The following is a 20,979-nucleotide window of genomic DNA, read 5'->3' as shown; positions in this document are numbered from 1 at the left end:
GTTACGCGTTCGTTGCTACCGGTGTCAGAAAGATCCGACAGGGATTGACACCGGTTTCCAGAATGACGGCCGAGAACGGTCGCGTGGGAAGGACGCGGGACTGTTTCGAAGCCACGGCGGGGTCTCTCCAAGACTGCGCCGCAACGAAACGAACGGGAGGAGGACAAATGTCTTACGGACATGACGCGCGCCTGCGCGCTCTGAAGATCAGCGTCTCGGCCGGCGCCGTCGCCATGGCCCTGGCCGCCGCCGGTTCGGCCATGGCCCAGCAGGCCCAGCCGACCACCGAGGACGACGCCGTCGAGGCCGTCGTCGTCACCGGCTTCCGCAACAGCCTGGCCAAGGCCCTCAACGTCAAGCGCGAGGAAGCCGCGGCCACCGACTCGATCCTGGCCGAGGACATCGGCAAGTTCCCCGACCTCAACCTGTCGGAATCCATCCAGCGCATCCCCGGCGTGGCCCTGGCCCGCGACGGCGGCGAAGGCCGTCAGATCTCGGTGCGCGGCCTTGGTCCCCAGTTCACCCGCGTGCGCATCAACGGCATGGAGGCCCTGACCACCGCCGGCGGCGCCGACCCGTCAGGCGGCACCAACCGCGGCCGCTCGTTCGACTTCAACATCTTCGCCTCGGACCTGTTCAACGCCATCACGGTGCGCAAGACCGCCGAGGCGACGACGGAAGAAGGCTCGCTGGGCGCCACGGTCGACCTGCGCACGGCGCGTCCGTTCGACTACAACGGCTTCGCCATGTCGGCCTCGGCCCAGGCCGGCTTCAACGACCTGTCGGAGAAGACCACGCCGCGCGGCGCCTTCATGATCTCCAACACCTGGGCCGACGGAAAGCTCGGCGCGCTGTTCTCGATCGCCTACACCAAGCGCAAGACCGTCGAGGAAGGCCACAGCACCGTGCGCTGGGCCACCGGCAACGCCTTCTCGCCCGGCTTCGACGCCGTGCCCGTCGCCGGCCTGCCGACCACCGCCAACACCTCGGCCTCGGCCGTGGCCAACAACGCCGCCCTGCACCCGCGCTTCCCGCGCGTCGACTACTTCCAGAACGACCAGAAGCGCCTGGGCGCGACCCTGGCCGTGCAGTTCCAGCCGTTCGAAGGCACGACGATCTCGTTCGACGCCCTCTACGCCGACCTCAAGGGCACGCGCGAGGAATCCTATCTGGAGGCCCCCTCCTTCAGCACCGGCGGCGCCTGCACCACCGCCAACGTCGCCACCAGCTGCGGCATCGCCGACACCAACGTCGTCTCGTCGACCATCCAGGACGGCGTGATGGTCAAGGGCGTGTTCGACGACGTCGACCTGGCCGTCGAGAACCGCTTCGACAAGCTGCGCACCAAGTTCACGCAGTTCTCGCTGACCGGCGACCACCAGATCAGCGACAACTTCACGATCCACGGCTTCGTCGGCCACTCGGAGTCGGACCACAGGTCCAGACCACGCTGCGCTTCGACTACTTCAACGTCGACGGCTACGGCTACGACTACACCGACAGCCGCAATCCGAAGTTCAACTACGGCAACGCCGCGCTGACCGACCCCACCAAGTGGCGCCTGACCCAGATCCGCCTGCGTCCGCAGACGGCGCTGAACACCTATGACGCCGCCCAGGCCTGGGGCGTCTACAAGCTGAACGACACCTGGTCGATCAACGCCGGCCTGAACTTCAAGCAGTACGACTTCGAAACCACCGAGATGCGCCGGACGGTCGGCACCAGCACCAACCAGGAAACGGTGATCCCGACGGCCATCGCGGCCATGTCGCTGGCCAACTTCTCCACCCTGGCCACGCTGGGCGGCACGCAGACGATCATCCCGAGCATCGCCAAGGCCGTCTCGGCGCTGAGCCTGTACGATCCGACCGCCTACGGCGGCGCGTTCCGCCTGGGCGCCGAGCCGTCGCTGGGCAACAACCGCGGCGTCTCCGAAGAGAACCGCGGCGGTTACGCCCAGGCCGACTTCCGCACGGAAGTGGGCGACTGGGGCCTGCGCGGCAACTTCGGCGTCCGCTACGTGAAGACCAAGCAGTACGCCACCGGCTACACCTATGTGGGCGGCGCGCCGGTCGCCATCTCGGCCAGCCGCGAGTACGACGACACCCTGCCGTCGATGAACCTGGTGCTGGAGCCGACCGACAACTTCCTGATCCGCTTCGGCGCGGCCAAGGTGATGTCGCGTCCCGACCTCGGCAGCCTGACCCCGGGCTCGACGGTCAGCGTCTCGGGCACGGCCCGCAGCGTCACCGCCGGCAACCCGAACCTGGATCCGTTCCGCGCCAAGACCTTCGACCTGGCGTTCGAATGGTACTTCCAGAGCCAGGCCCTGCTGTCGCTGGCCCTGTTCCAGAAGGACATCGACAGCCTGGTGCAGACGGTCACCACCTCGACCACCTTCACCGGCAACCCGTTCGGCATCCCCGACAGCGTCGCCACCGCCGCCTGCGGCACGACGGTCGGCTGCAGCCCCTCGGCGCAGTGGAACTTCTCGACCCCGGTCAACACCGACGGCGGCAAGGTCAAGGGCTTCGAGGTCAATTACCAGCAGCCGTTCAAGTTCCTGCCCAGCTTCCTGGCCAACACCGGCGTGCTGCTGAACTACACCTACGTGAAGTCGGACGTGAAGTACGTGAACTCGTCGGGCGCGGTCGTGGCCTCGACCGACCTGACCGGCCTGTCGCGCAACGGCTACAACGCCACCCTCTACTACGAGGACGCCAAGTGGAGCGCCCGCGTCTCGGCCTCGTACCGCGATCGCTACCTGACCCGCGTTCTGGGCCAGGAGAACACCGCGGCCGCGCCGGTGCTCTATGACGGCACGAACGAGACGTTCAACGTCGACGCCTCGGTGCAGTACACCCTGAACGACCAGTTCAAGATCACGCTGGAAGGCGTGAACCTGACCGACGAGTACCAGGACCAGTTCACCGGCACGCAGAACATGCCGGTGGTCTACCACCACACCGGCCGCGAGGTCCTGCTGGGCCTGCGCTACAAGTTCTGATCCGGACTTGAACGCGCCCCGCCTTCGGGGGGAGGCGGCGGAAAGGGCGTCGGCGCGAGCCGGCGCCCTTTTTCGTTGGATCTCCGAGGAGAAAAATTCCCAAGTTCGCCTTCCTCGCCCTTGTGGCGAGGATCCATCGTTCAGCCTGCTCAGATCTTTCGAGTTCCGCACAGGTCTGAGCAGCGGCCAGCATGGGCCCTCGCCACAAGGGCGAGGGAGGCGGTGCTCGTGGCTAAGGATGTGGGAAACCTGGATCCGCTGTCGCGTAGCGATCCGGGGATGACTTTCCGCCGCCTCGAAAGCTGAAAACGCCCCCTCCGGCCCTTCGGGCCACCTCCCCCTTCGGAGGGAGGGTCTTGATCAGTCGGGCCACAGATCCTGGATGTCGCCCTTGCGGTTGAGCATGTGGGTGGCGCGCTTGATCAGCATCAGCAGGCGCTCGCGGCGGCCTTCGCCGTCGTAGGTCAGGGTGGTGCGGGCCAGGCCTTCCAGCATGAAGCGGGCGAGGTCGCGGCTGGCCTGGAAGCGGGGGCCCGCGCCGGCGTGCAGGATCTTCAGGAAGTGGTCGCCGGCCTGGGCGCGGTCGAATTCGGCCTGGGCGGGCGCCAGCAGGGCCTGGATGGCCGGGTCGGTGCGGCCGGCGGCCTCCAGCTCGGCGAAGGCCAGGAAGGGCTCGCTGTGCAGCAGGTCCCAGTAGCTGTCGATGGCGTGCTCGGTGACGTCGGCGCCGGCCGGAATGCTGTCGGCGGCGGCGCGGAACAGGGCCGAGCGGGCGGCCTGGACGTGGGCCACCCCGGCCTCGACCAGGGCCTCGCGGGTCGGGAAATGATAGAGCATCGCCCCGCGCGTCAGGCCCGCGGCGTCGGCGATCACCGGGTTGGTGGCCGCGTGATAACCGATCTCGGCGAACAGGCGCATCGCGCAGTCGAGGATGCGCGCGCGCGTCTTCAGCGACTTCGGTGTGTCCTTGGCGAGGCGGGCGGCGTCCATCGGGGTCATCTAGTGCGGACGATGCTGCGCTGCAACAGTCGTTTTCCCAATCAATGCAAGGGATCGCGGCGGTTTCAAGTCGTCGGCTGAGCGCCTGCCGCAACGGCGCCCTGCCCAGCTTCCCCTACCGGCCCCGCCGCGCCCGGCGCGACAGGGCGACGCGCCCCGCGCCGAACCCGGACGGTTTCATCAAAGCGACATGCAATCAGCTTATCCGCACCCTCGAGTTCTCGCTAGGAGAGCGGCCACCGCGGGGGCGGGCGCCGCGCAGCGCTGGGGAAGCCTTGATGGCCGCCGAAACCGAGATCCGCCGCTACCGCAGCATCTTCATCAGCGACGTCCATCTGGGCACGCGCGGCTGCCAGGCCGAGCTGCTGCTGGACTTCATCCGCCATGTCGAGTGCGACAAGCTCTACCTGGTCGGCGACATCATCGACGGCTGGAAGCTGCGCAGCGGCTGGTACTGGCCTCAGAGCCACAACGACGTGGTGCAGAAGATCCTGCGCCTGGCCCGCAAGGGGGTCGAGGTGATCTACGTGCCCGGCAACCACGACGACCGGGTGCGCGACTTCTGCGGCACCCATTTCGGCGGCGTGGTGGTGGCGCGCGACGTGATCCACGAGGCCGCAGACGGCAAGCGCTACCTGGTGGTGCACGGCGACGAGTTCGACGGCGTGGTGCAGCACGCCAAGTGGCTCGCCTTCCTCGGGGATTGGTCCTATAGAACCATCCTCATGCTGAACACCTTGCTCAACCGCGCGCGGCGGAGGATGGGGTTCGGCTACTGGAGTCTCTCGGCCTATCTGAAGGTCAAGGTGAAGAACGCGTTGCAGTTCATCGAGAACTTCGAAGCCGCGGTCGCCGACGAAGCCCGTCGTCGCGGCGTCGACGGCGTCATCTGCGGCCACATCCACAAGGCCGAGATGCGGGAGATCGACGGTATTCTTTACGTCAACGACGGTGACTGGGTTGAAAGCTGCACCGCTCTGGTGGAGCATATGGACGGCCAGCTCGAAATCCTCGAATGGTCCAAGATGAGGTCCTGGTCGGTGATCGACCGGGCCCGGGCGCTCGCCGTCGAGCCCCCGTTGCCGGAGCCTGCCGCCGCCTGATGCGGATACTTCTCGCCACCGACGCATGGGAACCGCAGGTCAACGGCGTGGTTCGGACCCTCACCAAGGTGATGGCCGAGCTTCGCGCCATGGGCCACGAAGTGGACGTGGTCAGCCCTGACCAGTTCCCCACCTTCCCGCTGCCCACCTATCCCGAGATCAAGCTCGCGATCGGCGCCTACGAGCCGGTGCAGGAGCGCTTCAAGTCGTTCGAGCCCGAGGCGATCCACATCGCCACCGAGGGTCCGATCGGCCTGGCCGCGCGCCGCATCTGCCTGGAATGGAAGCTGCCGTTCACGACCAGCTACCACACGCGCTTCCCCGAGTACGTCTCGGCCCGCCTGCCGCTGCCGCTGGCGGCCGGCTACACCTACATGCGCTGGTTCCACAAGCCGTCGGGCCGCCTGATGGTGGCCACGCCCACCATGCGCGACGAACTGGTGCGCCACGGCTTCCGCAACATCTCGCCCTGGTCGCGCGGCGTCGACACCGACGTCTTCAAGCCGCGCGCCGAAGGCGATCCGGACCTGTTCGAGGGCCTGGCCCGGCCGATCTTCCTCAACGTCGGCCGCGTGGCCGTCGAGAAGAACATCGAGGCCTTCGCCAGCCTGGACCTGCCGGGCACCAAGGTCGTCATCGGCGACGGTCCCCAGCGCGAGGAACTGGCCGAGAAGTATCCCGAGGTGAAGTTCCTGGGCGCCAAGTTCGGCGACGAGCTGGCCCGCTACTTCGCCTGCGCCGACGTGTTCTGCTTCCCGTCGCTGACCGACACCTTCGGCCTGGTGATCCTGGAAGCCATGGCCGCCGGCGTGCCGGTGGCGGCGTTCTCGGCCCCCGGCCCCATCGACATCATCCCCGGCTCCGGCGCCGGCGTGCTGGCGCCCGGCCAGACCGACGGCCTGCGCGAGGCGTGCCTGGCCTGCCTCGACATAGACCACGCGACCGTGCGCAAGTTCGCCGAGGGCTTCTCGTGGCGCGCCTGCGCCGAGGAGTTCTTCAAGAACCTGCAGCCCTACCCCGAGCCGGAAAAGACCCGCTTCTGGCGGCGCCTGCGCCGCCTGGCGCGGATCCGGCGCAAGACGGCGGCCTGAGGGCCGCCCCCCCTACTCCTTCCACCGCAGGATCAGCTGTCCGCCCCGGACCTCGTAGGAGTCCAGGGTGTTCAGAAACGTCATGCCCAGCAGCGAGGCGCTCATCGGGGCCCGGTTGACGTCCATGGGGAAGCGGTCGCGGCGGATCGGGCCGATGTCGAGGCGATCGGCCGTCCACGACGCGCCATAGCCCAGGCCGTTGGCCGTCTCGCTGGTCTGGTCGTAGCGCAGCGCGGCCATGTCGACGCCGACCCGTTGGGCGTCGGCCGGGCTGAGCACGGTGTTGCTGGCCCCCGTGTCGACCAGGAACAGCACGCGTTGGCCGTTGACCTGGCCGACGACGACGAAGGCGCCGCTGGCGTCCTGGGCCACCCGCAGCTCGCGCTCGCCCGTGGCCACCGGCTCGCCGGTATTGAGGGCCATGCGCAGCCGCTGGGGCGCCTCGGCCAGCTCGGCGCGATAGAGGTAGCCGACGGCCAGGACGGCGACGATCACCACCCATAGCGCCGCATAGCCCAGGCCATGCAGCGCCTGGCGGCGCGTGGCGCGCATCAGGCCGGCGGAGAGGACCAGGGCCAGCAGGCCGCCCCAGACCAGGTAGAACCAGTCGTTGGTCTCACGCATCGCCCATGGTGCGGCGCGAAACAGCAGGCCCAGCAGGGCCATGCCCGCGCCGACCAGCACGAGCCAGACCAGCCAGCGCCGCCACGACGCGCGCGGCGGCGTCGACGGCCGCGGTTCGGACGGCGGCTCCACGCCCCAGGGCCCCGGATGGCTCACGCCCCTATCCTCGCCCCGCCGTCAGTCCTCGTCGTCCTCGCGCCGCTTGCCGGCCTTGAGGATGACCTTGTCGATGCGCGAGCCGTCCATGTCGACGATCTCGACGTCGAAAGCGCCCAGGTGCAGGATCTCGCCCTCGGCCGGGATGCGGCCCAGGCGGTCGAGGATCAGGCCGGCCACGGTGTGATAGCCGCCTTCGGCCTCGAAGTTCTCGCCCAGGGCGTCGTTGAGCTCCTGGATGTCGAGGCGGGCGTCGACCAGCCAGCTGCCGTCCTCGCGGCGCAGGATGCGGCGCTCGCCCTCGTCGTGATCCTCGGGGAAGTCGCCGGCGATCATCTCCAGCAGGTCGATGGGCGTGATGACGCCCTGCACCGAGCCGAACTCGTCGACCACCAGGGCCACGTGCAGCGAGGTCTGCTTGAACACGGCCATGGCGCGCAGCAGCGACATGGTCTCGGGAATGGCGATCGGCTGCTGGATGTGGGCGCGCAGGTCCAGCGGCTCGCCGCCCAGGCAGGCGTCCAGCAGGTCCTTCTTCAGCACCACGCCGATCTCGCCATCGAGGTCGCCTTCCAGGGCCACCACGATCCGCGAATAGGGGCACTCGCGCACCTCGGCCAGCACGGCCTCGGGTTCGTCCGACAGCGAGATCCAGTAGAGGTCGCGGCGCGGGGTCATGGCCACGCGCACCGGACGGTCGCCCAGGCGCAGCACTTCCTGGATCATCGAGCGCTCTTCCGGCTCGATCAGGCCGGCGTCGGCGCCTTCGGCCAGGACGGTCTCGACCTCTTCGGAGGTGATGCCGCTGTTGCGCTCGTCGCGCACGCCCATCAGCTTGAGGATGGCGGCGGTCGACACCGTCAGCAGGGTCACGAACGGACGCAGCACCGTGGCCACCAGGGCCAGGAACGGGGCCATGGCGCGGGCGATGGTGTCGGGGAAGATCAGGGCCAGGCGCTTGGGCACCAGCTCGCCCAGGATCACCGACACGTAGGTCAGGCCGACGACGACGATGGTGGTGGCGATGATCTCGGAGTGCGGCCCGATCACCGGCTGGGGCTCCAGCCACTTGTCGAGCGCGCCGGCGATGGTGGCCTGGCCGTAGGCGCCGGCCAGGATGCCGATCAGGGTGATGCCGACCTGGACGGCCGACAGGAAGCGCGTGGGGTGCTCGGCCAGGGACAGGGCGATCTTGGCCCCTCGGTCCCCTCTGTCGGCCTGGCTCTGCAGTCTGGCCCGCCGCGCGGAGACCACCGCGAGTTCGGACATGGCGAAGACCCCGTTCAGCAGAACGAGGAACAGAACGACGGCGAGCGCGAGGAGTATCATTGTCCCTAGGGGCAAGTGACGCGGCGCCGGACGGCGGCCACGGCCCAGACTTTCCTTACGCGGCGCGGGCGGACCGGCGGACACTATACAAAAGAAAACGCCGTGGCCCATAGACCACGGCGCAATCTTCGGTCGCGCGGCGTCGATCGCCGCGCAAATGGCCTTCGTCAGGACGCCGGGCGGACCATGGCGGTCTTCTTGGCCACCGTGTCCTTCTGCGCCTGGTGCTGCCCCGGGGGCAGCGGAATCAGGCCGCGGCCCTGCAGGTAGCCGCCCCGGCCGGTGGCGGCGTCGGAGGTGAACTCCTTCAGGAAATCCTCCAGGCCCGGCGTGACGCCGATGTTGGACTTCTTGACGTAGATGTAGAGCGAGCGCGACAGCGGGTAGGAGCCGTCGGCGATCGTCTGGGCCGTCGGCCGCACGCCGTTGATGGCCGAGCCCTTGATCTTGTCCATGTTCTCTTCGAGGTAGGACCAGCCGAAGACGCCCAGCGAGCCGGGGGTCTTGGTCAGGGTGCCGACGATGGCGTTGTCGTTCTCGCCGGCGTCGACCCAGCCGTCGTTGCGCAGCGGGTCGACCTTGGCCTTGAACAGCTTCTCGTTGTCCGAGCGGATGGCGTCGATCGACGGGAACTTGCGGGCGCCGGCCTCGATGGCCAGTTCGACGAAGGCGTCACGGGTGCCCGAGGTCGGGGGCGGGCCGTAGACCAGGATCTTGTTGCCCGGCAGGCCGCCGCCGACGTCGTCCCAGCTGTTGGTGGTGTTCTTCACCCACTGGCCGCCCTTGTAGACGTTGGCCGACAGGCCCAGGAACAGCTGCTCGGTCTTGAAGTTGTAGTCGGCGCCGTCCTTGTCGGTGGCCACCACGATGCCGTCGAAGCCGATCTTGATCTGCAGGATGTCCTTCACGCCCTTGGCGGCGCAGGCGTCGAACTCGCTCTTCTTCATCGGACGCGAGGCGTTGGCGATATCGGGGAAGCCTTCGCCCAGGCCGCCGCAGAACAGCTTGATGCCGCCGCCGGTGCCCAGGCTCTCGACCTTGGGCGCCTTCTTGCCGGACTTCTTGGCGTAGTTCTCGGCGGTGCGGGTGGCGAACGGGAACACGGTCGAGGAACCGGCGGCCCAGACGTAGTCGCGGGCGGCGTGGGCCGGAACGGCGGCCAGGCCCGACAGGGCGACTGCGGCGGCCGCGCAGGACAGGAGCTTCTTCATCTTTGATTTCCTGAAGGAAAAGGCCTCGAGGGAAAAGGAAGTCGCCGGGCGGACGCGCCGCGCCCGCCCGGCGAAACGCGGCTTTAGAAGTCCAACTGAGCGCGCAGCTGGAACTGCTTGATGGTGTAGTCCTGGTTGGCGCCGAAGTTGTCGACGTCGCCGTCGGTGTAGTTCGCCTGGAAGCGCACGTACGAGGTCGGGTAGTAGTTCACGCCGAGCGTGACGCCCTTGTACTCGCCGGCCTGCGAGGTCCCCGGCTTGGTCTTCAGGGTCTCGTAGGCCTCGGTGGTGTCGGCGATGTCGTAGCGCAGGGCCAGCTCGACGCCGCCCCAGCCGCCGGCGGTCACCGGGTTGAGGATCTTGGGACGCTTGAACTCGCCGGCCATGGCGTCGTAGTTGCGCATCTCGCCAGTGGGCCAGAAGGTCACGTAGGCGTAGCCGACCTTGATCTTCGGGTCGCCGCCGACGGCCGCGCCGCCCTGGCGGGTGACGTCGATCGAGGCGTACTCGCCCTGCACCGAGAACGGCCCGTGCACGAAGGCGCCCTCGAAGGCGATCGTGTTGTCGCGGTTGCCGATCCCGCCCGAGGTGTAGAAGGTCGTGCCGTTGGTATAGGCGGTGTTGGTGCGGCCGGTGTAGGTGAAGGCGCCCTCGTCGCCGCGATTGCGGTAGCGGTAGGACAGCGCCAGGTGCAGCTTGTCGGTGTCGGTGTTGACCGGCGCCCAGTGGCCGCGGGTCGTGATGGCGATCCGCTCCTTGGAATCGGCGCCGGCGTTGGCCACGTCGACCGTGTTGATGGGCGCGCCCTGGACCGCGCCGGTCAGGCTGTAGTTCAGGCCCTGGTACTTGGCCACCACGCCCAGCAGGTAGGAATCGACGCCGAAGTCGCCGTACGGACCGCGGTCCATGAAGGTGATGAAGCGGGTCGAGGTCAGGTTCTCGAGGCCGGCGGCCTTGATGTTGCCGAACAGGATCGAGACCGGCTCGTTGGGCTTGTACTCGATGACAACGTCGTCCCAGGCCCAGTTGCCGTTGTTCACGGCGCCGCCCTCGGCCTTGTAGGCGAAGTAGTTGTTCAGCTTGCCCTCGACGCCGAGGAAGACCTGGCGGCCGCGCACGTTGCGGGTGTCGAAGTCGCCGCCCGGACCGTCGCGCTCGACGTCCTGGAACACGGCGTCCAGAAGGATCCGACCACGGACCTTGAAGGCCACGTCGTCATTGGAGAACTGCGGAGACCCGCTCCACTTGACGCCCATGTCCTGGGCTTGGGCGGCGGCGGCGAGGCCCAGGGCGAGCGTGAAGCCCAGCGCCGAGCGGGAAAGCAAAGAGGCACTGACACTCATACGAGAGACCCCCCTTCAAGGTTCGCCTGTTTCCCGGGGCGCGCTGCCCGCAGGATAACGACGTTCTGGGGCTTTAACGGGGGCGCGTGACGCTTCGGATACCGATTTACGACAAGTCGACGACAACTGTTTTCGGTTCGCTGAACTGTGTTGTCCGGGCAACGAAGCGGCCAGCGACGACGCGGAAGAAAATCTGTTCACAGACGAAGCCGGCGCGTCGCGGCGTGAAAATCCGAAGCCGACAAAGACGAAGGGGCGGCCCGTCGCTGGACCGCCCCTCGCCGTTTTCGAACCCTTGCTCCGGCTCCGGAAGACCCGGGGCCGGAAGATCCGGGCCTAGTACTTCACGCGCAGTTCCAGACCGTAGGTCCGGGGCGGGTTGAAGTTGGCGTAGTCGCCGATCGTGCCGCGGTTGGCGGCCGAGATGCGGTAGATGTGCTCTTCGTTCAGCAGGTTACGCGACCACAGCGACAGGCTCGCCGAGGCGGCGCCGTCGGCCATGCTGATGTCGGCCAGGGTCAGGTTGCCGTTGACGATGAAGCTGCTGTCGCCCTTCACGGCCACGTTCTGGACCAGCTTGCCGGTCGGCGAGACGTCGGCGAACTCGGTCTGGAACGAGTACTGGGCGTCGGCGTAGTTGGCGTCCAGGTGAGCCTTGAACGTCATCGAGCCTACCGGCTTCTTGTAGTCGATATAGGCCGAGGCGGCGTTCGGCGGCGTGTAGACCACGTTGACCGGGAACGGCGTGCCCTGCGGGACGTCGGCGTTGCCGGTGAAGGGGAACGGCGCGGCCGGGACCTTCACGTCGGTGTAGGCGTAGGAGAAGCCCACCACGATGTCGTCGGTGACCTTGGCCGTGATGTCGGCCTCGAAGCCGCGGATCTTCGAGGTGCCCGGCGCATTGCGGGTTTCCTCGGTGTGCGCGCCCTGGGTCGGGCTGCCGGGGGTGGTGTCGACGCTGTCGAAGTCGATCTGGGTGCCGGTGCGATCCATGGCGTAGGCCGCCAGGTTCACGCGCAGGCGGTTCTCCAGCAGGTCCATCTTGGCCCCGACTTCGTAGGACTTCACCTTTTCCGGGTCGAAGGCCTGGAAGTTCTGCGAGCGGGCGTTGGCGCCGCCGGCGCGGTAGCCGGTCGAGAACTTGGCGTAGAGGTTGATGTTCTCGGCGGCGTCGTAGGCCACGTTGATCATCGGGTCGAAGCGGCCCTTGTCGTAGTCGAACACGAAGTTCGTGGCCTTGCCGTTGACGACGTAGAGCGTGCCTTCACGCGAGTCCTTGGTGTAGCGGCCGCCGAGCGTCAGGTGCAGGGCGTCCATCGACGGCGGGGTGTAGGTGCCCTGACCATAGACCGCGTAGCTTTCGGCGTCGGCTTCCGAGGCGCGGGTGATGAAGCGCGTGCCACGCTGCCAGCCGGCGGTGCCGGCCGCGGCCTTCGAGGTGCCGTAGGCCGAACGGATCGTGTAGGCGGTGCCGTCGGCGTTCCACTGGTTGGTGAACGGCGTGGCGGCCGATTCCTTCACGTGTTCCTTGAAGTAGTAGAGACCGCCGACGTAGGTGAAGTTGTCACCGAAGTCGCCGACCAGCTGGAACTCCTGGCTGAACTGGCGCTGATACAGGTCCGACAGGCTGTAGCGGCCGAAATTGGCGTTCGGCGCGAAGACGTTGCGCGACTCGATGCCCGAGTTGTCCCACTGGTTGGTGGCGACGGCGCGCGCGGCGGTGATCGAGCGCAGCTCCAGGTTCGGCGCGAAGCGGTACTTCAGGTTCGCCATCAGGCCGCCGGTCTCGTCGACGCTGGGCTGCTGGATCGTGCCGATGTCCGAAACCGACTGGCGGCCCGTGTGGACCTTAACCAGCGGCGAGAGCGGGTTGATCGTGCCGGCCGGGGCGCTGGCGACGGCCAGCATTTCGGCCTGGGTGCGCACGCGCTTGCCGTAGGGGTTGTAGCTGACCAGCTGGCTGAAGAACGGGGTGTTCTCGTCCTTGGCGTAGTCGAAGGCGACCAGGGCGCTGAACTTGTCGGTCGGCTGGTACAGGGCGCTGATGCGGCCGCCCTTGCGGTCGTACTGGTTCCAGCCGGCCTGGCCTTCCAGCGGGTTCTTGGTGGTCGGGTCCTGGTGTTGAAGCAGGGCGTCGACCTTCACCGACAGGTTGGCGAACTCCTGGAAGTCCTGGTGCAGTTCGCCGGTGTAGGAGCCGTAGTTGCCGAAGCCGGCGACGACGCGGCCGCCGAACTCGCCGGTCGGGGCCTTGGTGACGATGCTCAGGGCGCCGCCTTCGGTGTTGCGGCCGAACAGGGTGCCTTGCGGGCCGCGCAGGACCTCGATGCGCTCCAGGTCGAGCAGGGCGGCGTTCAGGCCCTGCTGGCGGCCCAGATAGACGCCGTCGATGTAGACGCCGACGCCCTGATCGCGGGCGGTCTGGTTGGCGTCGAACGGCACGATGCCGCGGATGCCGATGGTCAGGGCCGACTGGCGGGCTTCGAAGGTGGCGACGCGCAGCGACGGAATGGCGCCGTCCTGCAGGCTGAGCAGGCTTTCGGCATGGCGGTCGGCCATGGCCGTCGCGCTCAGCACCGAGATGGCGATCGGCGTCGATTGCAGATTGGTCTCGCGCTTGGTGGCGGTGACGACGACGTTGTCGAGCGCGGTGGAGTCATCGGCGGGCGCGGCGTCGGCGGCGTACGCAACTTGCGCCGTGGCGAGCATGAGGGCGGCGATGGCCGCGCCTTCGAAATACTTACGCATGAATGTGTACCCCTTTTTGGTGGGGCGGGGGATAAAACGCCAGCGATGACGCTTCGGCGACACCAATATGTATGTTTCAAGACGTGATAAATTTGCGCCACGACTGATACAGCGCACCGCGCCTGTGCATAAATTGTAGATAACAACGTTCGTTTTTGACGACGTAGATCACAATTGAAACTATTGGTTTAGCTCGTTGATCTCGTTGAAGCCGTCAGGGCGGCGCACCCAACTTAGAAGCGCAGGAACGCCCGAAGGTATACTGCGACGTTTGGACGGATATCTGTTGCTGATCTTGCACGCAGCATGAGGCCAGAACAGCCGCGCATCGCAACAGACATCGCCGGTCGTCCGGCGGCCAACCGTGACGCAAAACCGTCGCCGTGAATTTCAAAGGACCGGCGCCTACAGCAGCCGCGAACGGATCGCCTGCGACAGCAGGTCGATCATCGACACCGCCACCACGATGACCAGCACGATGCAGCCGGTCTGGTCGAACTGGAAGGCGTTGATCGAGTCGATGAGGATCTGGCCGATGCCGCCGGCCCCGATCAGGCCCAGCACCGTGGCGGCCCGGGCGCTGCTTTCGAAGCGATAGAGGGCGTAGCTGGTCCACAGCGGGGCCACCTGCGGGATCACGCCCCAGATGATCTCCTGCAGCTTCACAGCGCCGGTGGCGCGCACGCCCTCGACGGGGCCCTTGTCGATCGACTCCACGGCCTCGGCGAACAGCTTGGCCAGTACGCCGCCGGTGTTGAACATGATGGCCATGACGCCGGCGAACGGGCCAAGGCCCACGGCGGTGATGAAGATCAGCGCCACCACCAGGTCGGGGATCGAGCGGATCAGGTCGAGCAGGCGGCGCACCGGCTGCTGGATCCACCAGGGGGTGATGTTGCGCGCGCCCAGCACGCCCAGCGGCACGGCGACAAGCACGGCCAGCGCCGTGCCCCACAGCGCCATCTGGATCGTCTCCCACATCTTGGCGACGAACAGCGACCAGTCCATCGCCAGGAAGGCGTCCAGATCGGTGAAGGCCGAGAAGAAGCCGCGCGCGAATTCGCGCATCCGCTCGGAGCCGCCGAACAGCTCGGGGAACTTGTCGATCTCGGCCGGCTTGAAGCTGATCAGCAGCAGGACGGCGACGCCGCCCCACAGCAGCAGGTCGAAGCCGATGGCCGAAGCCGAGCGCTTCGGCGGGGCCGGGATCGGGGCGTCGCTCATCGTGCGGGGCGCCGGGCTCAGTTGGCCGGCAGGCCGGCCTTGGCCTCGGCGGCCAGGCGTTCGGCGCGGATGCCGTCCAGCTTCTTCTGGGCGTCGGCGATCTTGGCCGCGTCCCCGCCTTCCTTGGCCAGGCCGAAGGTTTCCAGGGCCTCCATCTCGCGCACGGTCAGCAGATGGCTGTCGTCGGCCGGCTTGAAGCCGCCGATCGACAGGCGCTCGAGATTGGCGCGCTGCCGCTTGGCTTCCGGCGTATCGCCCTGGGCGTAGGTCAGGAAGAACTGGCGCAGCTTCTCCTTCACGACCGGGTCGAGATCCTTGCGCCAGATGATCGGGTCCTCGGGGAGGGTCGGCGACTCCCAGATCACCTTGACCCTGTCGGCCTGGCCGTCCTTGCGCTCGGCGTTGAGGCGCAGGCTGGTGGAGTTGTTGGTGGCCGCGTCCAGCTTGCCGTTGGCCACGGCGAACAGGTTGGCCTGGTGGTTGCCGGTCAGCACGGTCTTGAAACAGGTCTCGGGCTTCTTGCCGGCCGGGATGAACACGTAGGTCATCGGCGCCAGGGTGCCCGAGGTCGACTTCTTGTCGCCGATGCCGAAGTTCAGCGACTTGTCGCACTTGAGCAGCTGCTCGAGGGTCAGCTTGCTGTCCTTCGGCACGATGATTACCGACTTGTAGCCGTCGACGCCCGAGGGATCGAAGGTGCGGGCGAAGACCTCGCCGTTCGAGCGGCGCACAGCCTCCAGGCCCGACTGGTTGGAGAACCAGCCAAGGTCGGTCTGCTTGGCGCCCATGGCCACGATCAGCGACGAGTAGTTGGACGAGAAGAACGGCTTCACCTTGAGGCCGGTCTGCTTCTCCATGTCCTCCAGGATGGGCTTCCAGTAGCTCTCCATGTTCTGGGCGGACTCGGTCGACAGGATCGAGAAGCTGACCGTGTCCTTCGAGGCGGGCGCCTCGGACGGGCCCGAGCAGGCGGCGAGGGCCAGGCCGGAGAGCATCAGGCCGGCGATCAGGCTGCGGCGGATCATTGCGGGGCTCCTTCCCAGAACACTTCCTCGAATTCCGGGCCGTAGATTTCGATGAGCTTGTCGCGGTCCAGCGCGTCGGCCGGACCGTCATAGACCTTGTTTCCGGCCTTCAGGGCCACCACCCGGTCGCAGTAGCGCAGGGCGTAGTCCACCTGGTGCAGGGTGACGATGACCGTCAGGCCGTCGCTGGCGTTCAGGTCGCGGAGGATCTCCATGACCTTGCGGGCCGAAACGGGGTCGAGCGAGGCGACCGGTTCGTCGGCGAGGATGATCTTGGCCTTCTGCACCAGGGCCCGCGCGATGGCGCCGCGCTGCTGCTGGCCGCCCGACAGGGTGTTGGCGCGCTGGCCGGCGTAGTCGGAGATGCCCACGCGATGCAGGGCGGCCATCGCCGCCTCGCGGGTCTCCCTGGGCCAGGCGCCCAGCAGGCCGCGCACCAGCGGGATGCGCCCCAGCGAGCCCAGCGCCACGTTGCTGAACAGCGACAGACGGCCGACGAGATTGAACTGCTGGGCGATGAAGCCGATGCGGATGCGCGCCTTGCGCACCTGGTCGGAGACGCGACCCTTGGCCTGGACGGGACCGCCGAAGGCGCTGATCGCGCCTTCTCCCTCATCGATGGTCTGCAGGCCGTCGATCGAGCGCAGCAGAGTCGACTTGCCCGATCCCGAGGGACCGATGAGCGCGATCATCTCGCCCCGCGCCACGTCGAGCGAAACGGCGTTCAGGGCCTTCCGCGACCCGAAGGTCTTGGATACGGCGCGGATCGAGAGAACTGGGTCCGACGTCATGGTCGGGACGAATCCTTAACGTGGTTTCCGGCGCGGGCAAATCCGTTCCCTGCTTTGCGGCGCACGCGCAACGGATTTGTGACAACCGGTGGATCAATTCGTCTCGCTCCTCGCATTCAAAAGGGTCTTTACATCCCCCCCAATCGCCCCTATTTCGCACGGCTCCGGCGGACCCGAAGTCCTCTAAAGCGCTGCTAACGCCGGCCTGGGTTTAACTTCCAACAGGGGGTTACGTGCATTGTCCACGTACCACACGCCCCTGGACCTGGTCCGTGAGCGGTCACCGGAACGTCCTGTCGCACTCGTGCGACCGGACGCGGTGTCGGTAGCGGCGCGCTGGTTCCAGTCTGAATTCAAAGGCGACGTTTTCTACGCGGTGAAGGCGAACCCTTCCCCGTGGGTGATCCGCGAGCTGGCCGACGCCGGCGTGCGATCGTTCGACGTCGCGTCCGTGGCCGAGATCGAGCTCGTGGCCGAGCACGCTCCTGGCTCGCGCATGGCCTTCATGCACCCGGTCAAGAGCCGGCGCGCCATCTCGGCCGCCTATTTCGACCACGGCGTGCGCACCTTCTCGTTCGATACGCACGAGGAGCTGGCCAAGATCATCGACAGCACCGGCCAGGCCAAGGACCTCAACCTGATCGTCCGCATGGGCGTGCAGGCCGAAGGCGCGGCCTACTCGCTGTCGGGCAAGTTCGGCGTCGACCTGCACAACGCTCCGTCCCTGCTGCTGGCGGCCCGCCGCGCGACGCAGGACCTGATGGGCGTTTCCTTCCACGTCGGCAGCCAGTGCATGCGCCCGACCGCCTACCAGGCCGCGATGGCCCAGGCCTCGCGGGCGCTGGTTCGCGCCGGCGTGCTGGCCGACGTGGTCGACGTGGGCGGCGGCTTCCCGTCGATCTATCCGGGCATGGTCCCGCCGGATCTGTCGGAATACCTGGCGGCCATCGACCGCGGCTTCGCCGAGATGATGGTCCACGAGACCACGCAGCTGTGGTGCGAGCCGGGCCGCGCCCTATGCGCCGAGGCCTCGTCGCTGCTGGTCAAGGTCGAGCTGAAGAAGGGCGACGCGCTGTATCTGAACGACGGGTCGTACGGCTCGCTGTTCGATGCCGCGCACATGAAGTGGCCCTTCCCGGTGAAGCTGTACCGCAAGAACGGGGAAGTCGTGGAAGAGGGCCTCAAGCCCTTCCGCTTCTACGGCCCGACCTGCGACAGCGTCGACCACATGCCGGGGCCGTTCTGGCTGCCGGAAAGCGTGGACGAAGGCGACTACATCGAGATCGGCATGCTGGGCGCCTACGGCGTGGCGATGTCGACCCGCTTCAACGGCTTCGGCGAAACCGACACCGTCGAGGTGCAGGACGCGCCGATGGCCTCGATGTACGGCCTGGCCAAGCGCTCGATCCCGGTGGTCCGCACCGAGGCCGAGGAACGCAAGGTCGTGCGCTTCTCGCGTCCGAAGGGCGCGGCCGGCAAGCGCAAGCGCCGTCGCTAAACCGACGTGGTTCGCCACTAAGTCAGTTCTGAGTTAAACCGCGCGCCGCGCCCGACGTTACAGACGTCGGGCGTAGCCGCATTTTCCGCTCCCGCCGGTCGCTCCGTCCCGGCGAAGAGCTTGTTTCAACGACGGGCGTCCAAAGTCAGGGAAACCGAAGCGATGAACGCTCCCGTTCCGAACAACCAGAAGGCCGAGCTGCTCCAGAACGTGGTCGAGCACGTCGACATCAAGTCGTACGACGCCCGCCCGATCATCGACTCGATGCGCAAGATGTCGTTCAGCTCGCGCGACACCGCCCGCGCGGCCGACATCTTCAACATGGCCCTGGCCGACAAGGGCTGCTCGACCTGGCTGATTCTAGCCGGCTCGACCTCGGCCGGCGGCTGCATGCACGTCTACCGCGACATGGTGAAGAACGGCATGATCGACGCCGTGGTCGCCACCGGCGCCTCGATCGTCGACATGGACTTCTTCGAGGCCCTCGGCTTCAAGCACTACCAGGCCGCCGGCCCGGTCGACGACAACGTCCTGCGCGACAACTACATCGACCGCATCTACGACACCTACATCGACGAAGAAGAACTGCAGGCCTGCGACCACACGATCCTCGAGATCTGCAATCGCCTGGAGCCGCGCGGCTATTCCTCGCGCGAGTTCATCTGGGAGATGGGCAAGTGGCTGTCGGAAGGCAACGCCAAGAAGGAAGGCAGCCTGATCCAGACCGCCTACGAAGAAGGCGTGCCGATCTTCTGCCCGGCCTTCGTCGACAGCTCGGCGGGCTTCGGCCTGGTCAAGCACCAGAAGGAAAAGATCGCCGAGAAGGCGCCCTACCTGATGATCGACGCCGTGGCCGACTTCCGTGAACTGACCGACGTCAAGATCGCGGCCGGCACCACCGGCCTGTTCATGGTCGGCGGCGGCGTGCCGAAGAACTTCGCCCAGGACACCGTCGTCTGCGCCGAGATCCTCGGCGTCGAAGCCGACATGCACAAGTACGCCATCCAGATCACGGTGGCCGACGTGCGCGACGGCGCCTGCAGCTCCTCGACGCTGAAGGAAGCCGCCTCGTGGGGCAAGGTCTCGACCACCTACGAACAGATGGTCTTCGCCGAAGCCACCACGGTCGTTCCGCTGATCGCCTCGGACGCCTACCACCGCAAGGCCTGGGAAGGCCGCGAGAAGCCGCGCTGGAACAAGCTGTTCGGCAAGTAAGCTTGATCGGCCAAGGCTGAGATTGCAGGGTCCCGGGAAGCACTTCCCGGGACCTTTTTCATGCGCCTTCCCACCGTCGTCGCCGCCGCGCTCGCCCTGGCGAGCTGCGCCGCCCTGCCCGGCGACGACGACGACCGCTACCTGCACCCGCGCGCCTTCGACGCCCGCGACCACCTGCCGCCGCCGCCGGCCCAGGGCACGGGCGCCGAGCGCCGCGACCGCGAGATCTTCCGCGCCACCCGCCCGCTGAAGGACAGCCCGCGCTGGTCGCTGGCCCAGGCGGACGCCGACAAGAGCCGCATCCTCGACGGCTACGCCTGCGCCCTGGGCGCCAGCGTCACGCCTCAGACCAATCCCAGGCTGGCGGCGATGATGGAGAAGATGCGCGGCGACGTGCGCGCCGCCGTCGCCGGCCCCAAGTGGAAGCACCTGCGGCCCCGCCCCTACCTGTCGGAGGACGGGCCGATCTGCCTGCCAAGGACGCTAGGCCTGGCCGTCTCGCCCGACTATCCGTCCGGCCACTCGACCTGGGGCTGGAGCGTCGGCCTGCTGCTGGCCGAGGCCGCCCCCGATCGCGCGCCGGCGATCCTGGCGCGGGCCCAGGGCTTCGGCGAGAGCCGGGTGGTCTGCGGCGTACACAACATGAGCTCGGTCGAGGCGGGGCGGCGCAACGCCCGCAACCTGCACAAGGCCCTGCGCCGCTCGCGCGCCTTCAAGGCCGACCTGGCAGCGGTGCGGGCCGAGATGACCGCCGTGCGCCAGACCGCGCCCGCTCCGGACAGGGCCCGCTGCGAGGCCGAGGCCGCGCTGGTGGCCCGCCCGCTGCTGTAGCTTGCGCCGGACGGTTCGGCCCTCTACCTGTGGCCCATGGCCCACAGCGCGTGCGATCACGACCATCACCATCACGGCGTCGCCGGCGACGCGCTCGCCGCCGAACTGACGGCGGCCGAGGCCCGCTGCGCCGCGGCCGAACAGCGCCTGACCGCTCCGCGCCGCCGCGTGCTGGAGCTGCTGCTCGAAGCCGGCCAGCCGGTGAAGGCCTACGACCTGATCTCGACCTTCGCCGTCGACGGCCCGCCGGCCAAGCCGCCGACCGTCTATCGCGCGCTGGAGTTCCTGGAGAAGCAGGGCTTCGCCCACCGCATCGAGAGCCTCAACGCCTATGTCGCCTGCCGGCGCGAGGCCGACGGCCACGCCGCGGCGTTCCTGATCTGCGACTGCTGCGGCGCGACCCGCGAGTTCGAGCCGGAAGCCACCGCCGACATCATCGCCGCGGGCCAGGCGGCCGGCTACGCCCTGACCGGCGTGACCATCGAGGCGCACGGCAAGTGCGCCGACTGCAAGGGCGACTGACCGGAACCCCTGCCGGCGGCCTTCGGTTCTCCTTGCTGAAGGAGACCATCATGACCCAGCAGCCCAACTCCGACGGCCGCAAGGAAAACGAGGCCGAGCCGCTCGGCGACTTCACCGCCCTGGGCGGCGAGGACAAGATCGCCAGGACCGGCGAGGAGTCGCGCAAGCGAGCCGGTCCCGACGGCCCGGACGCCGCCGAGGTCGGCGACACGTTCAAGAAGGATCCGGCCGCAGGCAAGCGCTAGCCAAGCGCGCCGGAACC

Annotated in this window: 16 protein-coding genes and 1 pseudogene; 8 read left to right on the top strand and 9 right to left on the bottom strand. The window is 67.6% G+C overall.

Features of this window, described 5'->3' with window-relative positions:
* The first annotated feature begins 62 nt into the window (after positions 1-62).
* Positions 63-3,007, top strand: a pseudogene (locus C1707_RS27135) (TonB-dependent receptor).
* 360 nt (positions 3,008-3,367) lie between these two features.
* On the opposite strand, the gene C1707_RS06900 reads toward C1707_RS27135, so the two are convergent.
* Complete coding sequence (locus C1707_RS06900) at positions 3,368-3,997, bottom strand: TetR/AcrR family transcriptional regulator (RefSeq protein ID WP_101711189.1); 630 nt, start codon at positions 3,995-3,997, stop codon at positions 3,368-3,370.
* Positions 3,998-4,284: 287 nt separating this feature from the next.
* Here C1707_RS06900 and C1707_RS06895 point away from each other — a divergent pair, with 287 nt between their 5' ends.
* Positions 4,285-5,109, top strand: a complete 825-nt coding sequence (locus tag C1707_RS06895; protein WP_058347344.1) for a UDP-2,3-diacylglucosamine diphosphatase — start codon at positions 4,285-4,287, stop codon at positions 5,107-5,109.
* Complete coding sequence (locus C1707_RS06890) at positions 5,109-6,200, top strand: glycosyltransferase family 4 protein (RefSeq protein WP_101711069.1); 1,092 nt, start codon at positions 5,109-5,111, stop codon at positions 6,198-6,200. Before C1707_RS06895 ends, C1707_RS06890 begins: the two co-directional genes overlap by 1 nt.
* 12 nt (positions 6,201-6,212) lie before the next feature.
* Here C1707_RS06890 and C1707_RS06885 read toward each other — a convergent pair whose 3' ends face one another.
* The 8 genes from C1707_RS06885 to phnC form a co-directional block, all read right to left on the bottom strand.
* Positions 6,213-6,980, bottom strand: a complete 768-nt coding sequence (locus C1707_RS06885) for a retropepsin-like aspartic protease family protein (protein ID WP_145998287.1) — start codon at positions 6,978-6,980, stop codon at positions 6,213-6,215.
* 21 nt (positions 6,981-7,001) lie between these two features.
* Positions 7,002-8,309: a hemolysin family protein gene (locus tag C1707_RS06880; RefSeq protein WP_101711071.1), complete on the bottom strand. Its 1,308-nt coding sequence runs from the start codon at positions 8,307-8,309 to the stop codon at positions 7,002-7,004.
* Positions 8,310-8,476: 167 nt separating this feature from the next.
* The gene (locus C1707_RS06875) at positions 8,477-9,520 is read right to left on the bottom strand and encodes a substrate-binding domain-containing protein (RefSeq protein ID WP_101711072.1); all 1,044 of its coding nucleotides are present in this window, start codon (positions 9,518-9,520) and stop codon (positions 8,477-8,479) included.
* 83 nt (positions 9,521-9,603) lie between these two features.
* On the bottom strand, positions 9,604-10,863 hold the full coding sequence (locus C1707_RS06870; protein ID WP_101711073.1) for an OprO/OprP family phosphate-selective porin: 1,260 nt from the start codon (positions 10,861-10,863) through the stop codon (positions 9,604-9,606).
* Between the two features lie 336 nt (positions 10,864-11,199).
* A complete protein-coding gene (locus C1707_RS06865; protein WP_101711074.1) occupies positions 11,200-13,611 on the bottom strand; it encodes a TonB-dependent receptor in 2,412 nt (803 codons plus the stop codon).
* A 405-nt stretch (positions 13,612-14,016) separates the two neighbouring features.
* Entirely contained in the window at positions 14,017-14,835 is an 819-nt protein-coding gene (phnE, locus tag C1707_RS06860) for a phosphonate ABC transporter, permease protein PhnE (protein WP_101711075.1), read from the bottom strand.
* Between the two features lie 17 nt (positions 14,836-14,852).
* Positions 14,853-15,860: a phosphate/phosphite/phosphonate ABC transporter substrate-binding protein gene (gene phnD, locus C1707_RS06855; RefSeq protein WP_101711076.1), complete on the bottom strand. Its 1,008-nt coding sequence runs from the start codon at positions 15,858-15,860 to the stop codon at positions 14,853-14,855.
* Entirely contained in the window at positions 15,857-16,651 is a 795-nt protein-coding gene (gene phnC, locus C1707_RS06850) for a phosphonate ABC transporter ATP-binding protein (protein WP_101711077.1), read from the bottom strand. Before phnC ends, phnD begins: the two co-directional genes overlap by 4 nt.
* 238 nt (positions 16,652-16,889) lie before the next feature.
* Between phnC and C1707_RS06845 the strand changes: the two genes are divergently transcribed.
* The 5 genes from C1707_RS06845 (at position 16,890) to C1707_RS06825 (ending at position 20,962) form a co-directional block, all read left to right on the top strand.
* On the top strand, positions 16,890-18,149 hold the full coding sequence (locus tag C1707_RS06845; RefSeq protein ID WP_101711078.1) for a type III PLP-dependent enzyme: 1,260 nt from the start codon (positions 16,890-16,892) through the stop codon (positions 18,147-18,149).
* 162 nt (positions 18,150-18,311) lie between these two features.
* Entirely contained in the window at positions 18,312-19,364 is a 1,053-nt protein-coding gene (locus C1707_RS06840; protein WP_420808238.1) for a 1,9-bis(guanidino)-5-aza-nonane synthase, read from the top strand.
* 60 nt (positions 19,365-19,424) lie between these two features.
* Positions 19,425-20,195 (top strand): acid phosphatase, encoded by a 771-nt coding sequence (locus C1707_RS06835; RefSeq protein WP_101711080.1) that lies wholly within the window; start codon positions 19,425-19,427, stop codon positions 20,193-20,195.
* Between the two features lie 36 nt (positions 20,196-20,231).
* Positions 20,232-20,717 carry a Fur family transcriptional regulator gene (locus tag C1707_RS06830; RefSeq protein WP_101711081.1) on the top strand — a complete coding sequence of 162 codons (486 nt, stop codon included), beginning with the start codon at positions 20,232-20,234 and terminating at the stop codon, positions 20,715-20,717.
* Between the two features lie 50 nt (positions 20,718-20,767).
* Complete coding sequence (locus C1707_RS06825) at positions 20,768-20,962, top strand: hypothetical protein (RefSeq protein WP_101711190.1); 195 nt, start codon at positions 20,768-20,770, stop codon at positions 20,960-20,962.
* The last annotated feature ends 17 nt before the right edge of the window (positions 20,963-20,979 follow it).

It is taken from the genome of Caulobacter flavus, assembly GCF_003722335.1.
Classification (GTDB): Bacteria; Pseudomonadota; Alphaproteobacteria; order Caulobacterales; family Caulobacteraceae; genus Caulobacter; species Caulobacter flavus.
The sequence above is the reverse complement of the archived record's forward strand: the minus strand, read 5'-3'. Positions and strand labels throughout refer to the sequence as shown.

Bases quoted from the DNA above. Each gene is read 5' to 3' on its own strand.
- C1707_RS06880 (WP_101711071.1), bottom strand. From the start codon at position 8,309: ATGATACTCCTCGCGCTCGCCGTCGTTCTGTTCCTCGTTCTGCTGAAC.
- phnD (WP_101711076.1), bottom strand. From the start codon at position 15,860: ATGATCCGCCGCAGCCTGATCGCCGGCCTGATGCTCTCCGGCCTGGCC.
- C1707_RS06900 (WP_101711189.1), bottom strand. From the start codon at position 3,997: ATGGACGCCGCCCGCCTCGCCAAGGACACACCGAAGTCGCTGAAGACG.
- C1707_RS06830 (WP_101711081.1), top strand. From the start codon at position 20,232: ATGGCCCACAGCGCGTGCGATCACGACCATCACCATCACGGCGTCGCC.
- C1707_RS06840 (WP_420808238.1), top strand. From the start codon at position 18,312: ATGAACGCTCCCGTTCCGAACAACCAGAAGGCCGAGCTGCTCCAGAAC.
- C1707_RS06865 (WP_101711074.1), bottom strand. From the start codon at position 13,611: ATGCGTAAGTATTTCGAAGGCGCGGCCATCGCCGCCCTCATGCTCGCC.
- phnE (WP_101711075.1), bottom strand. From the start codon at position 14,835: ATGAGCGACGCCCCGATCCCGGCCCCGCCGAAGCGCTCGGCTTCGGCC.
- C1707_RS06875 (WP_101711072.1), bottom strand. From the start codon at position 9,520: ATGAAGAAGCTCCTGTCCTGCGCGGCCGCCGCAGTCGCCCTGTCGGGC.
- C1707_RS06870 (WP_101711073.1), bottom strand. From the start codon at position 10,863: ATGAGTGTCAGTGCCTCTTTGCTTTCCCGCTCGGCGCTGGGCTTCACG.
- phnC (WP_101711077.1), bottom strand. From the start codon at position 16,651: ATGACGTCGGACCCAGTTCTCTCGATCCGCGCCGTATCCAAGACCTTC.
- C1707_RS06890 (WP_101711069.1), top strand. From the start codon at position 5,109: ATGCGGATACTTCTCGCCACCGACGCATGGGAACCGCAGGTCAACGGC.
- C1707_RS06835 (WP_101711080.1), top strand. From the start codon at position 19,425: ATGCGCCTTCCCACCGTCGTCGCCGCCGCGCTCGCCCTGGCGAGCTGC.
- C1707_RS06825 (WP_101711190.1), top strand. From the start codon at position 20,768: ATGACCCAGCAGCCCAACTCCGACGGCCGCAAGGAAAACGAGGCCGAG.
- C1707_RS06895 (WP_058347344.1), top strand. From the start codon at position 4,285: ATGGCCGCCGAAACCGAGATCCGCCGCTACCGCAGCATCTTCATCAGC.